Origin of the sequence: Bifidobacterium olomucense (assembly GCF_012932375.1) — a bacterium.
In the GTDB taxonomy this organism is placed as follows: domain Bacteria; phylum Actinomycetota; class Actinomycetes; order Actinomycetales; family Bifidobacteriaceae; genus Bifidobacterium; species Bifidobacterium olomucense.
The window spans coordinates 1-14,509 of sequence record NZ_JAAIIG010000021.1 but is presented as its reverse complement, the minus strand read 5'-3'; the positions used below and the strand labels follow the sequence as shown (position 1 = coordinate 14,509).

General features: G+C 51.0%; 12 protein-coding genes and 1 rRNA gene. 12 read left to right on the top strand and 1 reads right to left on the bottom strand.

Annotation, left to right across the window (positions count from 1 at the left end; all coding sequences use genetic code 11):
• The 7 genes from rrf to G1C97_RS11665 form a co-directional block, all read left to right on the top strand.
• Nucleotides 1–83: ribosomal RNA gene (gene rrf, locus G1C97_RS12600) — 5S ribosomal RNA — on the top strand; the annotation flags it as partial.
• A gap of 498 nt (nt 84–581) precedes the next feature.
• The gene (locus G1C97_RS11690; RefSeq protein ID WP_169241906.1) at nt 582–1,559 is read left to right on the top strand and encodes an ABC transporter permease; all 978 of its coding nucleotides are present in this window, start codon (nt 582–584) and stop codon (nt 1,557–1,559) included.
• Nucleotides 1,552–2,436: an ABC transporter permease gene (locus tag G1C97_RS11685; protein ID WP_169241905.1), complete on the top strand. Its 885-nt coding sequence runs from the start codon at nt 1,552–1,554 to the stop codon at nt 2,434–2,436. Before G1C97_RS11690 ends, G1C97_RS11685 begins: the two co-directional genes overlap by 8 nt.
• The gene (locus G1C97_RS11680) at nt 2,433–3,353 is read left to right on the top strand and encodes an ABC transporter ATP-binding protein (protein ID WP_169241904.1); all 921 of its coding nucleotides are present in this window, start codon (nt 2,433–2,435) and stop codon (nt 3,351–3,353) included. The genes G1C97_RS11685 and G1C97_RS11680 overlap by 4 nt, the downstream gene beginning before the upstream one ends.
• Before the next feature lie 5 nt (nt 3,354–3,358).
• Entirely contained in the window at nt 3,359–4,132 is a 774-nt protein-coding gene (locus tag G1C97_RS11675) for an ABC transporter ATP-binding protein (RefSeq protein ID WP_169241903.1), read from the top strand.
• A 99-nt stretch (nt 4,133–4,231) separates the two neighbouring features.
• Nucleotides 4,232–5,809 carry an ABC transporter substrate-binding protein gene (locus tag G1C97_RS11670; protein WP_169241902.1) on the top strand — a complete coding sequence of 526 codons (1,578 nt, stop codon included), beginning with the start codon at nt 4,232–4,234 and terminating at the stop codon, nt 5,807–5,809.
• A gap of 146 nt (nt 5,810–5,955) precedes the next feature.
• Nucleotides 5,956–6,543 (top strand): PadR family transcriptional regulator, encoded by a 588-nt coding sequence (locus tag G1C97_RS11665; RefSeq protein ID WP_100497289.1) that lies wholly within the window; start codon nt 5,956–5,958, stop codon nt 6,541–6,543.
• A 74-nt stretch (nt 6,544–6,617) separates the two neighbouring features.
• On the opposite strand, the gene G1C97_RS11660 is transcribed toward G1C97_RS11665, so the two are convergent.
• Nucleotides 6,618–7,274 carry a cysteine hydrolase family protein gene (locus tag G1C97_RS11660; protein ID WP_169241901.1) on the bottom strand — a complete coding sequence of 219 codons (657 nt, stop codon included), beginning with the start codon at nt 7,272–7,274 and terminating at the stop codon, nt 6,618–6,620.
• 77 nt (nt 7,275–7,351) lie between these two features.
• On the opposite strand from G1C97_RS11660, the gene G1C97_RS11655 reads away from it, so the two are divergent.
• From G1C97_RS11655 to G1C97_RS11635, 5 genes are all read left to right on the top strand, one after another.
• Nucleotides 7,352–8,788 carry an MFS transporter gene (locus G1C97_RS11655; protein WP_169241900.1) on the top strand — a complete coding sequence of 479 codons (1,437 nt, stop codon included), beginning with the start codon at nt 7,352–7,354 and terminating at the stop codon, nt 8,786–8,788.
• A 311-nt stretch (nt 8,789–9,099) separates the two neighbouring features.
• The gene (locus tag G1C97_RS11650; RefSeq protein ID WP_169241899.1) at nt 9,100–10,266 is read left to right on the top strand and encodes a phosphotransferase enzyme family protein; all 1,167 of its coding nucleotides are present in this window, start codon (nt 9,100–9,102) and stop codon (nt 10,264–10,266) included.
• An 81-nt stretch (nt 10,267–10,347) separates the two neighbouring features.
• Nucleotides 10,348–11,907 carry an amino acid permease gene (locus G1C97_RS11645; protein ID WP_169241898.1) on the top strand — a complete coding sequence of 520 codons (1,560 nt, stop codon included), beginning with the start codon at nt 10,348–10,350 and terminating at the stop codon, nt 11,905–11,907.
• 156 nt (nt 11,908–12,063) lie between these two features.
• Complete coding sequence (locus G1C97_RS11640) at nt 12,064–13,434, top strand: aspartate aminotransferase family protein (RefSeq protein ID WP_169241897.1); 1,371 nt, start codon at nt 12,064–12,066, stop codon at nt 13,432–13,434.
• 145 nt (nt 13,435–13,579) lie between these two features.
• Complete coding sequence (locus tag G1C97_RS11635; RefSeq protein WP_169241896.1) at nt 13,580–14,383, top strand: GntR family transcriptional regulator; 804 nt, start codon at nt 13,580–13,582, stop codon at nt 14,381–14,383.
• The last annotated feature ends 126 nt before the right edge of the window (nt 14,384–14,509 follow it).

Here is a 14,509-nt window from a genome sequence, read left to right as displayed (position 1 = left end):
CCTTTCCGAACCCGGAAGCTAAGGCCTGGCACGGCGATGGTACTGCACTCGATAGGGTGTGGGAGAGTAGCACGCCGCCGCAATATTCGTCACAGGGGGGTGGTCCCAACAGACCACCCCCCTTTTTCGTATTCGCGTCTTTTGCCGGCTTGCCTCCCCTGTAAGCCCGGGAAGCCCGATGAAGGGGATCCCAGAGTTGCCCCCGTGGGGACAGCAGAAACCCTCCCCGTTCCTACATCTCACTTTCTCTTTTGGTCTATGGCCCGTGTCCTGTTGATCTTGTACTAGATATGCGTCAACTATTCGCTCGGATCAGATGATCGATTTGTAGACTCTGCAACCATCTCTACGATCTTTTTGCACGAAAACATATGAAGACCACATTTAGGTCCCGTATCTTTCGGAGGAATTACGTTTTTTAGATTTAGATTGTTGATAGAGCGAATATATGACTGATCTGGGTATCGATTAATTGGTTGTTTACCGCGTAAATATCTGTGCTGTGTTTGCTTTAGTAGCATAATCTTGATTTACAGTGAGGAAACGCAAGTGAAATCATACTCCATTATCGTGTTCCAATTATGGAACACATTATTAGGCGTCATCCATTTGGATGGATGATTTGCAGAAGACTATTCACTGCGATGCTGATGTCTCTTGCTGTGATGTTCGTAGTGTTCTTCGCTATACGAATGATCCCCGGAGACCCGGCGGTTAATCTGCTTGGTGCAGACAGCACTGCGGCGGAACGAAAAGCGATGCGTGCCACGCTTGGATTGGACAAACCTATATTGGTTCAGTTTTCCATCTGGCTGGAAGGCCTTGCACATGGGAATCTGGGATATTCATACGCATATGGGAAAGATTCCTTAAGTGTCGTGATTCCTGCACTTTGTAACACAATGATGCTGGGCGTATCTGCATCGATTCTTGCTATAGTTATTGCGATTGTTCTTGGCAATTTTGGTGCTGCAAATAATAAGACAATCCGTCAGTTTTCTAACTGGATAGAAGCATTCTTCCTGTCAGCACCACAATATGCAGTAGCACTGATTCTGCTCATTGTTTTTACGGTGCAACTTCGTGTTTTCCCCTCTGGTGGATTGCACAATACCGGAGTCACCGATATCGGTGATCTGCTATCGCATCTTTTCCTTCCCTCTTTGGCTTTGTCATTGGCACCCGGAGCTCAAATGGCAAGATCTTTAAAAACGTCATTGCTGGAGATTAGGGGCAGCGATCTGATTCCTTCCTTAGAGGCGAGAGGCTTGTCTTCGCGACAAGTAATGGTCCATGAGTATAGGAATGCCATTCCTCCGATGATCACGGTGCTTGCCATTCAGGTGGGATCCATGCTTGGAGGCGCACTATTCGTGGAAAATATCTTCAGCATTCCGGGGCTCGGACAACTTGTAGTCCAGGCTGTAGGCCTCAGAGATTTTCAGACGGTGCAGTCCAGTGTGTTGGTGATAGCTCTCATCTATATTGTCGTACTCATGCTTGGCGATATTGCTACTACATGGATTGATCCGAGATTAAGGAGAAATGATCATGTCTGAGAATATCGGAGGTCAAAACAGCAAAGACGATAAAGTAACAGCCTCGCGATTTGCTAGGAAGAATTGGTTTGCTCGAATGCCAATGTCTTCACGCGTATCGTTAGGATTATTGGTCTGCCTTGTTCTTCTCTCAGTAATTGCCCAGTGGTTGCCGCTCAATGCGTATGCGGGGGAGTTATCAAAGCGTATGCAACCAATAGGGGCCCCAAATCATTTGTTGGGTACTGATGCTCAAGGCCGTGATTTACTGGCAAGATTGATATTCGGTATGCGCACGTCGTTATTTATTAGTGTTACTCCGGTTGTGCTGGCGACATTACTTGCACTTTTGATTGGTATTGCCTCAGGATTTGGCGGGCCGGTACTACATGCTGTATGTGCGAAGCTTATAGATTTGTTATTCGCTTTTCCTGGAATACTACTTTCGTTACTGATTGCTATTTGTTTGGGGAACGGCGTTTTCTCGTTGATTTTGGCTTTAACGGTGGTTTGGATTGCTCCGCTGTCGAAAGTCGCGGAACAAGAGGTCCATCGAATCAAAGATCGGGATTACATATTGGTTGCTCGCGCTAGTGGAGCGAAAACCATTGCCATTATTTACCGGCAGTTATTGCCAGTCATTTTCCCTACAGTAATGGCATACGCCACTTCATTGGTTGGAGCAAGCATTGCTATCGCTGGTGGTCTTGGATTCATTGGATTGGGGGTGCCATCACCGGCTCCAGAACTTGGCGCGATGTTGCAGGAACTTCAGCCCTCTATCTTTACTAATCCTACGCTGGTTCTCGAACCCGGCATTCTCATTATTTTTCTAGCTATCTTGTTCCCGATTGTTGGCGATGGTCTGAATGTTTCGATTGGGGTGAGCAAATCATGACTGATGGTGGAGAAGAAGTACTGAAGGTAGAAAACTTAAAAGTTTCATTTAATCACGGATCCACTCGAACGGAAATCGTGCATGGAATCAGTATGGCTGTACATACGGGCCAAGTTCGGGTGATTCTCGGAGAATCCGGATCCGGGAAAACAGTATTTGTGCGTAGCTCAGTTGGTATGAATCCGCGTCATTCTTTGGTGGATGGTTCTTCCACCTTTTGCGGGGATCCGATTACATTCGATGGCCATGGTGGAGGAGGAAGCCATTTCGGAAAAGATATCGGCATGATTTTTCAGGATCCGACTGCATCGTTGGACCCCATGTACACTGTGGGCGAGCAACTTTGTGAGGCAATTCGTGCGGCGACGAACATCACTAGTGCAATGGAACGCCGACATAGAGCTGTTTCTTTGATTGAATCGGTGCGAATTCGGGAACCGGAAAAGGCTTTTGACTTATATCCCCATGAAATGTCGGGAGGCATGCGGCAGCGTATATCGATTGCCATCGCCATTGCAGGTTCTCCCAAACTGATTGTCGCCGATGAGCCATCAAGTGCGTTGGATGCTTCGGTGGGTGTACATGTAGTGCATCTCATCAATGATCTTCGGAATACAGCAGGAACTGCTGTGTTGTTTATTACCCATGACATTAGTGCGGCAAGAATTATTGCCGCAAAACCTAGTGATCGTGTTTCTGTGATTTTGAAAGGCAATGTTGTTGAAGAAGGCCCCGCTTCGTCGGTGCTTCATCACGCAATGCACCCATATACTCAAGCACTTCTTGGGTGCGAACCGAGCCGGGATGTCGTGCGCGGGTGTCTTTCAGTAGTGCCAGATTCCATCAGGAGCTGTGAACAATGGGGGTCACTCGCCGAAATTGAGCCGGATCATTTTGTCGCACTGGGAAGTAGGTGAAAGCAATGTCCAGCAATCCTATTTTTTATGGTTCACATATAACCAAGATTTTTGGTGATCATACGGCTTTAGATGATGTGTCATTTACTGTACGACAAGGTATGACTCTTGGTGTCGTCGGTGAATCAGGTAGCGGTAAATCTACTTTAGGGAAAATATCATTGCGACTTCTCCACCCGAATAATGGAGACGTATACTTTCAGGGCTATCCGATCTGGGGCATGACGCCTACGCAAATACGTGAGATGCGGCTGCATGTGCAACTGATTCCGCAGGATCCTAAAAATGCCTTGAACCCAGCGAAAACGGTATGGCAGAGTCTGTGTTTTCATATGGCGGCTCAAAAGGTAGAACGTCGGAGATGGCGTGATGTCGCTGTCGATTCTTTGGCTAAGGTTGCTCTCGGCCCGGAGTACCTTGAGGCGTTCCCGACTGAATTGTCAGGAGGCCAGGCTCAGAGAATTGCCATCGCGCGTGCAATATCGAGTCGCCCAGACGTTCTGGTTTGTGATGAAGCTGTTTCTTCATTGGATAAATCCGTACAAGCACAGGTGCTCAATGTGCTATGCAGACTCCAGCAGGAAATGGGCCTGTCGCTGTTCTTCATCACCCATGATCTTAACGTTGTGGATTATATGTGTGATGACGTCTTAGTCCTGAATAACGGTCACGTCGTTGAATCAGGGAATACCCGAGAGATACTTGACCATCCGCAAGATGCTTATACCCGTGAACTCCTCACAGCGAAAGAAGGTGCAATTCGCGAAGCTGAATCCTGATCCTGGAACGGTATTTCCGTTGCGTTTCTGCGGATTTGAGCCGATTCAGGACAGATTGTTCTCTGTTACCACAGCAATATAGACAAAGGAGAGGGACCCATGAAAAAGAATATGCTAACTAAAGCAGTCATAGGGATATGTGTGGCGGTGCTTTCGCTCGCCGGCTGTGGTTCTGCTGGCAGCACAGCGGATCAAGGACAAGTGTTGAACATTGGTTCTCAGATGTCCTCGTTCCCGAGCTTGGATACTGGCGCAATAACTTCAGCAGGATATGAAGGTCAGCGTCTGATTGGAAATTTGGTTTATGAAGGCCTGACTAAGCGCGATATATCGAATCCAAATGCTGCTGCCGGTGTTGCTCCGGCACTTGCGGAATCGTGGAGCGTGTCGGACAACGGGTTGGAATATACCATGAAACTACGTAAGGGAGTGACTTTCCACGATGGTGATAAGTGGAATTCTGATGCACTGATTTACAACATCAATCGTTATACCAAGCCTGATGATCCCAACTATGACAAGACGCTGTTAACGTATTATACAGTTCTCACTTATGTCGATCATGTTGAAAAAGTAGATGACTATACGGTGAAGTTTGTACTGAAAGAGCCTTTTGCGTTCTTCTTGGCAGATCTCTACAATGTCTACTTCGCTAGCCCGAAGTCATTGAAAGAGCATGGCTCTAAGGGACAGGCAAGCCATCCGGTTGGCACCGGGCCGTTTGTATTCGACAGCTTGCAAGCAAATCAAAGCATAACTTTCAGCAAGAATGCTAAGTATTGGGGTACTGTACCTAAGTTGGATAAAATTGTCGTGCAGCTGATTCCAGATGCTTCGGCTCGTACCGCTGTTCTCCGATCCGGACGAGTTGACTGGATTGAAGGTGCCCAACCTGATGATTTGGCTTCGTTACAGCAAGCTGGCTTTGCTGTGACTCAAAATGCATTTGACTGGGAATGGTCATGGCAGCTTTACACTTCTGAGAACGGTCCTCTGTCCAATAAAAAGGTTCGTCAGGCTTTAAATTACGCCATTGATCGTGAAGCTATCTGCAAAGATCTTCTTCATGGTACTGCGCAGCCGGCCACACAATTCTTCGCACCAGCAAGCCTTTATTACGATAAGAGTGACGATACGTACACTTATGACCTCGATAAGGCGAAGCAATTGCTGCAAGAAGCCGGATACCCCAATGGTTTTGAAATGAAGGTCGGTTATATTACGGCTGGATCTGGCGCTATGCAGCCGAAAGCTATGAATGAGGCTTTGCAGGCCCAGCTGGCCAAAGTTGGTGTAAAAGTCACGTTTGATCCTGTTGATTTCTCAACTATGTATGGCAAGTTGGCAGAAGGCAATACGGGTTGGGACGCCGCAAATCAGGCTTTTAGTTTGGAACAGCCGTCCAGTTGGAGTTGGTCTATGGGATCCAAAGAAGAAGGGGGATATTTTGATTACCGTAACGAGCAGTTTGATGAATTATGGAAGAAAGCATTAGTGACGACTGACGATAAGGAGAGGGCTTCTCTGCTTACTCAGGCTGGTCGTGTTGCAACAGATGATGCTCCCTGGCTGTTCGTTTGCCATGACACGGCTCCGCGTGCAATGTCTACGAAGGTTAAGGGATTCGTCCAGCCGAAGAGTTGGTGGATTGAATTCAATGATGTTTATATTGGATGACATCTCCTCTTCGTATAGGTCGGATCTGTGACTATACGCGGATAATGCATGGTGGTGTGGCTCCCTTTTTCGATGGGAATCACACCACCATGCATTATGTAATAGAATAGAATGACGGCTTTGGACTCCAAAAATGAAAGAAGATTATGGCACTTAAGCATGCTATTTTATCTGCACTCTCGCGTGGCGTACCGAGAACGGGATATGAACTTAGTGCGGCTTTTCGCGATGTAACAGATTCTGCTTGGCATGCCAGCCCTTCTCAGGTGTACTCCGAATTGCAGAAAATGGCTGCAGCGGGGTTGATTGCTGTTCACAAACGAGATGACCGAGGAAAGACTAGTTATGTCATCACAGATGATGGTATGACTGAATTGCGGCGATGGCTAATCGATGATGAACCTGATCATTCGGTGAGGGATGATGCTTCCTTGCGCATGCTCACGTTGTGGGTTTTAGATAAGGAAACCATAGGATATCTTATCGATGCAGAAGTTGCTTTTCAACAGCGCCGACTTATTCAGCTGGAAAGATTGCTGAAAGAGTGGAAACATGTTCGGCCGGATACCCCTGTGTGGAGGAACCGATATTCTTCATATGTGATGAATATGTCGATTACGACAGTTCGTCTTTCATGGCTTAAAGGTTTACGTACGGTTTTGCTGGATGAAAATGTTGATCCGGAAGAAACGTTCGCATACCTTACCGATGTGATTGATAAGTTGCATGCGTAAAACAGTTTGATGGCATGGTTCTCATGAATCATGCCATCAAACTGTTTGTATAGCGCGTTAGGCCGAGAATTGCATCAGCAGTCATTTTCTATGCGGCCGTAATTCGGAGTAGTTATCGCGTAGTTCCATTGTGCTGATGTGTCGATAAGTTGTTTCCATGGGCGGACTTCTGCGTATAACACCTTTAATGCTTCTAATGCCGCGAAATGTAGGCTTTTCCCATCGGTAGATACGGCGTCCTCTGCAATACCCACCTCGTAGTTTTGCATTAATGCACTGCGGGCAGTTGTCTCGATGCATACATTGGTTTGTAGTCCTGCTAGGATGATTCGTTCGGTCTTCAGATTGTGCAGGATGTTGTTCAACGGAGTGTTGAAGAAAGCATCCCAGCGAAGTTTCTCGATAATGATGTCTCCTGGCTGCGGAGCCACCGATTCTATGATTTCCGAGGCGTCTGCGTTTGATGCCATGTCAAGCGTCTCTCCAAACTGCTTTTGAGTGAGTTCTTTTAGCCTCCGATAGGCGGGCATGGCGTCGCTATTGTCGCTGCGTTCGATTTGTCGAGTGTATATGACTGGTATTCCTTGGTTTCTGGCCTCACTGGCCAGCTGCGCGCATGAATCCAGAACTCGGTCGAGCTGCCATATTGGCGGCCAGCCATATCGGTCTCGAAGGTCTTGGTGAAGATACATCTTTTGAAGGTCGATAAGAATCAATGCAGTATTGTACATGTTTCCTCCTTAATAACAATCATATTATATACTCCATTAATGTAATATAAGATTGTTATATGCAATGCGGAGGAAACATGACGAGAACTGAGTCGGAACCCGCCTCTGAGGAAACTATTTCAATTCCCAAAACACAGTGGATAACATATGGTGTCTTGGTGGCGATGAACGCCCTCACTATTTTTGATGTTTCGAAGTTGGGCGTAGCTTTTGATTCGATACAACGATCCACTGGTGGAAACGGCGTGATTGTGCAATTGATGCTGGTTGGTTACACACTTGCTTATGCTTCTGCATTATTACCTGCCGGTCGCATTGGCGATTTAATAGGACGCCGTCCTGTATTCCTCGTGGGATGCTCATTATTTCTACTCTCTAGCTTTATCTGTGCCATGTCTCCCAATGCATATTGGCTGGTTGCAGGACGCTTTGCACAGGGAATTGGAGCTGGCGTGCTTATGCCGCAAACTCTCGGATTGATTCAACGGATTTTCCCGCCTGAACTGCGCGCGAAGCCTTTAGCCATGATGGGTGCTTGTACATCAGCCGTCTCGCTGTTCGGACCTGTTGTAGCCGGTGTAGTAATGCAGGTCGCTGGTGGTAATGAATCTTGGCGCTGGCTGTTCTGGATTGATGTTGTTGTTGGCGTAATCGTAGTAGGTATGGCCTATGCGCTGGTCAAAGAACCTGCATCAGAGAAGAAAAGTGGTTTGGATGTAGTCGGAATCGTATTGCTTATTCCGGCCGTGATTTTTGGAGTTGGACCGATTAGCTTAATATCGGAAGGAGATATATCGAGCTTCCGAGTGCTTCCAGTGATTCTGATTGGGATGGTATTTGCGTGTTTGTTCATCGTTCGTGAACATCGGATAGCCGCATGCGATCATGAACCAATTTTGGATCTCACGATGTTTAAATTTAAACATCTGGGCCGTGGCGTCTTGGTTTCTGGATTCATGCATGCAACGGCAACAGGTGGCACGCTGCTCATTACTATTTCCTTGGAACAATATGCATATTTGAATGAACTGGCTACTGCGCTCGTCATGCTTCCCGCATCCGTCGCTATGCTGTATGGAGCATCATTAGTGGCGCGACGGCAGCAAAATCGTGCGTATGCCTTTATCGTGTGGGGCAACATATTAGGCGGTGTGTCATTCATCGCTGTTTCTGTAGCCTTCGGGGTGGCCTCTGCGCAGATGTTGCCTTTCATATTGGGGACAATATTGATTGTTATTTCATTCGGTTCCGCGATCTCGGCATCTCCTAATCAAGCTCGTGCGTTGATTGCGGTTCCTGACTATCGGGCGAGCGTAGCTGGATCGTCAATTCAGTTTGCGCAACGGGTCGGCTCCGCGATTGGCATGGGACTGGTGCTGGTGGTGTATTACGGATTTGGCCATTCTGTTGTTCCCGTTGGTGGACAGCCAGCGCTGGGACCATGTCTTGCTGCAATAGTGGTTGGGGTGTTCTTGTTATGTGCTGCGGCAATAGCACAGGGCGATCATGATTGATTAGTCTCGGCAGTTTGAATCGCGAAGCAGGGCATACCGTAAATCATGTTTAGGGCATTGCCCTGGCACCCTATTATGACTCAGCAAAATCCCTTACCCAACCCCTGACCCAGTACATCCCAAACAAACCATCAGACTTACGTAACACGCCATTTACAGCGTGCATTACATGCCATTTATCTAGTTTGCACTTTAGTTACAGACCATTTATCTGGCGCCTCACCTGATCGCGAATTGCTTTCCTAGACTACAAAGCAATCACGGCAAGCGAATCGGAATTACTTATCCGGTTACGGTAAGAGGCGACAATCATGAACGCTACAGTTTCAGTGCATAAAGACCAGTCCACGTCCGACCTGTACGAGGGCGATAATCCCAAGTTTGAGGTCTTCAAGTATCTGACCAAAGGATCGCCCGCTCCGTTCTGGCTGTTTTCTGGAGTTTGCGCCGCGTGGGGACTGCATAAGGACGAAGTCGACCTGAGCCTCATCACCATTTCCGAGAACGCCACGTTTCTGCTCAAAATCAAGGACGAACCCATAGGCGTGGTCAGGGTCTCGGAACCTGACTATGTGGGCGGTCCCAAGGCGATTGCTTCGGAGCTGGCATGGATCAATATGCTTCATGAGCTGGATGGCGTCAATTTGGTGACGCCGGTACCTACGGTGATGGGCCCCTATGTGGCGGAGATCCATCAGAACGAAACCACCAAATGGTCGGTTATCTCAACGAAATTCATCGAAGGCACCGTACTTGAGGATATGGCTGATCCCTCCAGCTGCTATCGAGTGATTGGCAACTGGTCTGCGAAATTCCACAAAAGCGCACGCTCCTGGACCGAGCCATACGGTTTCCAGCGGTTCAGCTGGGATTTGCTGGACATCCTCGGTCCGCATCCGCGTTGGGGCCGTTGGGAGGAAGCGGCGGGATTGACGCCGGCCGAAAACAAACTGCTGTATCAGGCCATGTGGGAAGCGTTGGCGTATGTTGCCAAGCAGCCACGCAACCGGCAGACATGGGGATTGGTTCACGCTGACTTAAGGCCTTCGAACATCATCCAACGTCCTGATGGACAGTTCGTGGTCCTCGACTTCGATGACTGCGGATACAGCTGGTATCTGTGGGATTACGCCGCTTCCCTGACCTTCATTGAACACGAGTCGTATGCGCCGCGCCTTGCCTACGAATGGGTGGAAGGCTATAGGGAGAGCGGCGAGCTCAACGACTCCGATTTCGAGATGATGAGCGCGCTTTCCATGCTGCGACGGTTGCAGATGCTGGGATGGACCACTCGTCACCGCGCCGATGCCTTGCCGGACGGCCTGTATGCGGCCCAGAAGCCAGGAAGCCTGATGTGCGCCGAACGCTACCTCAAAGACCACAACTGGTTGCTTGAGGAAGCGTTCGCGAACAGAACCGAGACCCAACCTCCCGAACCTGTCGATTCCAGAACGATGGAGGTGATACCGCATCAATGAGCTTCATTCATCCCTGTTACGCGATTGATCCGTGACGGGAAAGCAGACGATTGCAATATCGATGAGAGAGGAACAGCAATCATGAGCAGCCAAGTCGTAGGAGAACAAATTCAGGTTTCCGGTGCCACATACACCAGAACAAGTGCTGATTTCTTCAAGAAACGTCAACTTCGCCGTGCGGCGGGAGCCTTCGGACTATGGGGATTAGGCATCGCCGCAGTGGTGTCCGGTGATTTCACCGGTTGGAACGGCGGCATAGGACAGGCCGGATGGGGCGGCATGCTGATCGCCACCGTCATTGTCTACGGCATGTACTGGTGCATGCTGAATTCCATCGCCGAAATGGCATCGGCCATGCCTCACACCGGCGGCGCATACTCATTCGCCCGTGCGGCCATGGGCCCGTGGGGCGGCATCGTCACCGGTCTGGCCGAAACCATTGAATATGTCATGGCGAATGCGACCACCGTATACTTCGCCTCCGCGTATTTCGATGAGATAGTCAGAGGCCTGTCCGGATACTCATTGGATGAGCATGGCCTGCGGTGGGTATGGTGGCTGGCGATCTATGCGGTATTCGTTGCCATCAACTGGCTTGGCGCGTCCACGTCATTCCGCTTCGCCGAAGTCATCTCCATCATTTCGCTGGCCATCATCGCGATTTTCGGATTCGTCACCGTATTCAGCGGCAAGGTCAACTTCACCGGCCTGTTCGACATTTCCCCAGCCTCCGGCGGCTCGACGTTCCTGCCGTTCGGCATCGGCGCCATCTTCTTCGCCATGCCTTTCGCCATGTGGCTGTACCTCGGCATCGAGCAACTTCCGCTCTCCGCCGAGGAAGCCTACGATCCGGAACATAACATCCCGATCGCAGCCCGCACCTGCATCGTCACGCTGGGTATCAGCTCGCTGGTCGTGCTGATCCTGAACCCGGCGATCATCGGATCCAAGGTTCTGGGATCATCTGACGAGCCGCTTCTCGACGGATTCCGTGCGGTGTTCTCCGACCAGTTCGCGTCGCTGCTGGCCGTGGTCGCGCTCGTCGGTCTGCTCGCCTCGATCCAAGGCGCTATGTACGCGTACGGCCGCAACCTGTACTCGCTCTCCAGGGCCGGATACTATCCCCACTTCCTCTCGCTGACCGGCACAAAGCACAAGACTCCGTATTGGGGACTGATTACCGGAGCGTTTATTGGCTTCGTGGCTCTGCTGCTCGTCAACATGTTCGGTGATGGCGTTGGCTCCGTAGTGCTGAACATCTCCGTCTGGGGTGCTGTGCTCGCCTATCTGCTGCAGATGGTGTCCTACATTCTGCTGCGTAAGAAGATGCCGGATATCGAACGTCCGTTCATCAGCAAGTTAGGCGTGGCCGGCGCTGTGTTTGGCGGTCTTGTGGCCCTGTGCATCTTCATCGCGACGCTGCTGAACCCCGCATATCGCATGGCCGTATATGTGATGGTCGCCATCTATGTGGTGATCCTTGCGATTTTCGCAGTCTGGGGTCGCAAGCATCTCATTCTTTCGCCGGAAGAGGAGTTCGCCATCAGTGGCGGCGAACTCGGCAACCCATCGGACGAAGAGACGGATGAAGCAAAGATCTTCGCCCACAACGGTTCGTTCGCATCCGGAACAGTCAAGTAACCAACACAACAGTCAAATAACCAAAACACGGGCGTTGTCGGTCGGCTGCCGGCGCTCGCAAGCGCAGCCGACCGATCACCCGCAGTTTCCATAGTTTCCATGACGGCACGTGAGTTTTGCACGTGAGTTTTGCGTAAATCAGGAGTAGTGATTTCCATGCCAGCAACTATCAGAACGACGATTCTGAACCTCAACAGCTTCCAGCAGGAGGATATGAACGGTCTTGACGCCGAAACCAAACAGTTGGTCCAGAAGCGTGAAGAAGAGCTCGGCCCGGCATATCGACTGTTCTACCGGCATCCGGTGCATTTGGTCAAAGGCAAAGGAAGCCGGCTGTGGGATGCCGATGGTGAGGAATATCTGGACATGTACAACAACGTGGTGTCCGTCGGGCACTGCAACCCCTATGTGGTTGAGGCCATCACCAAGCAGGCGTCCACACTGAACACGCATACCAGGTACCTGCACGAAGGCATCCTGAATTACGCGCAGGATATCCTGTCCACCATGCCGGACGAGATCGATCAGATCATGTTCCAGTGCACCGGCTCCGAAGCGAACGATCTTGCGATACGCGTCGCCCGAAAGTACACCGGCAATGAAGGCGTTATCATCACCTCCAACGCTTACCATGGCAACTCCGCGCTCATCTCCGAACTGTCCCCGGCGCAAGGCCTTGCACAGCCGATCGCGATGACGGCACGGATGATTCCGGCCCCCGACGCCTACCATTTCGAGCAGATGGGCTTGGATCACAGCCCTTCCGCGCAGGAGCTGGGCGAATGGATGGCCGGGAAGGTCCGCGAAGCGGTTGCCGATATGGAGCGGCATGGCATCAAACTGGCTGCGTTCCTCGCCGACACCGCTTTTTCTTCGGACGGTGTGTACCTGAATCCGCGAGGATTCCTGAAGCCGGTATTTCAGGCGGTGCATGAGGCGGGAGGCGTGTATGTCGCGGATGAGGTCCAGCCGGGGTTCTGCCGTACGGGAGATGACTTCTGGGGATTCCAACGGCATGACATTGTTCCGGATATCGTCACGTCGGGCAAGCCGATGGCCAACGGACTGCCTACCTCGATGATGGCCGCGAAGCGCGAGGTGTTGGCACCTTTCGCCACCACGATGCCGTACTTCAACACGTATGGCGGCAATCCGGTCTGCATGGCGGCCGCCCAGGCGACATTGAACTATCTGCGGGACCATGATGTGCTCGCCAACGCGCGCCAGACGGGAGACGCCCTGCGTGCCGCCCTGCGCGACTTCGCCGAAACGCATCCGGTGATCGGCGATGTGCGAGGTGCCGGTCAGTTCACGGGTTGTGAAATCGTCAAGCCGGGGACCAAAGAACCGGATACCGCGTTGACGTTGGATATTCTTGAGCAGCTCAGAGAACATCACGTGTTGACGGGAACGTGCGGCCTCAACGGCAACATTCTCAAGCTTCGTCCGCCGCTGGTATTCACGTTCGACGATGTTGATTTCTTCATGGATGCGCTCAGCGCCTCGTTTGCCGCAGTCGGCGCGTGACTTTGGGGCGTGGCTTGGGGTGTGGCTCGGGTCGTGACTTGGGTCATGGCTTTGCGTGCGGGCTTTGTGCGCGGAAGCATATCCGCGGATACGAAGCTGAAACCATGAATGACTACTGTTTACCCGTGTAACACGTGGAGCAATGGTGGGAATTCGTGGCGGGGAGGATCCGGTGAGTAATGCAGCACACATGCATACGCCCTCTGGAACCTCTCCGGCTGCGAGCTGCATCCAACAGCTGCGGCTGCTTATTGAACTTGGACATTATGAGCCCGGTGAACGTTTGGGCAGCGAACGTCTGCTTGCGGAACAAATGGGGGTTTCGCGCAGCGTTTTGAGAGCGGCTTTGTCCGTATTGGAACGTGAAGGGCGAATTGTCCGGCTTATCGGCCGCAACGGCGGCATCATGATTTCAGATGGACGTCTTGAACGTTCTCTGAACACCACTGAATCACTGCCCGATATAGCGAAACGGCAGGGCCATGTACTCAAATCCCGAGTGCTTTCGGCGCAGGAATTCGTGGCGGAGGCGCTGGATCGCCGGCAGCTCGGATTGAACTCGGGGGATCACATCTACCGGATTACGCGTTTGCGCATAACGGATCAGGCCCCTTTGATGCTTGAAGACAGCCGGTTTCCGGCATCCCGGTTCCCGAACCTGCTGTCGCACGATTTGACGCAATCGATTTACCACATTCTTTCTGACGAGTACGGAGCCCAGCGAGGCGAATCGCACGAAACCCTGACTGTCGAGGAAGCCACTCAGGATGAGGCTGATTTGCTGCAAGTGGCATTAGGGGAACCGTTGATTCGCATTACGCGCATTACGCGCGATAGGTCGGGACGGCTTATTGAGGCTGCGGACGATAGATATATCGCTGCTCGTATGCGGTTCACGCTGGCCTCGCCGGGTTATGTGCGATTGTCGGCGAGCAGCAAGACTGCGTGATTGGTGTGTTTGGTGCGATTGATGTTTTGGCGTGTTTGGTGTGTTTGGGGTCCAGTTTTGTCGGTTTTCGACACGCCGGTGGATGCCAGTGTTTGCAAGGGTTCCGGGGGTGTTTCGAGGGGGTGG

Coding starts and splice junctions, on each gene's coding strand:
- G1C97_RS11690 (WP_169241906.1), top strand. CDS start 582: ATGGAACACATTATTAGGCGTCATCCATTTGGATGGATGATTTGCAGA.
- G1C97_RS11685 (WP_169241905.1), top strand. CDS start 1,552: ATGTCTGAGAATATCGGAGGTCAAAACAGCAAAGACGATAAAGTAACA.
- G1C97_RS11680 (WP_169241904.1), top strand. CDS start 2,433: ATGACTGATGGTGGAGAAGAAGTACTGAAGGTAGAAAACTTAAAAGTT.
- G1C97_RS11675 (WP_169241903.1), top strand. CDS start 3,359: ATGTCCAGCAATCCTATTTTTTATGGTTCACATATAACCAAGATTTTT.
- G1C97_RS11670 (WP_169241902.1), top strand. CDS start 4,232: ATGAAAAAGAATATGCTAACTAAAGCAGTCATAGGGATATGTGTGGCG.
- G1C97_RS11665 (WP_100497289.1), top strand. CDS start 5,956: ATGGCACTTAAGCATGCTATTTTATCTGCACTCTCGCGTGGCGTACCG.
- G1C97_RS11660 (WP_169241901.1), bottom strand. CDS start 7,274: ATGTACAATACTGCATTGATTCTTATCGACCTTCAAAAGATGTATCTT.
- G1C97_RS11655 (WP_169241900.1), top strand. CDS start 7,352: ATGACGAGAACTGAGTCGGAACCCGCCTCTGAGGAAACTATTTCAATT.
- G1C97_RS11650 (WP_169241899.1), top strand. CDS start 9,100: ATGAACGCTACAGTTTCAGTGCATAAAGACCAGTCCACGTCCGACCTG.
- G1C97_RS11645 (WP_169241898.1), top strand. CDS start 10,348: ATGAGCAGCCAAGTCGTAGGAGAACAAATTCAGGTTTCCGGTGCCACA.
- G1C97_RS11640 (WP_169241897.1), top strand. CDS start 12,064: ATGCCAGCAACTATCAGAACGACGATTCTGAACCTCAACAGCTTCCAG.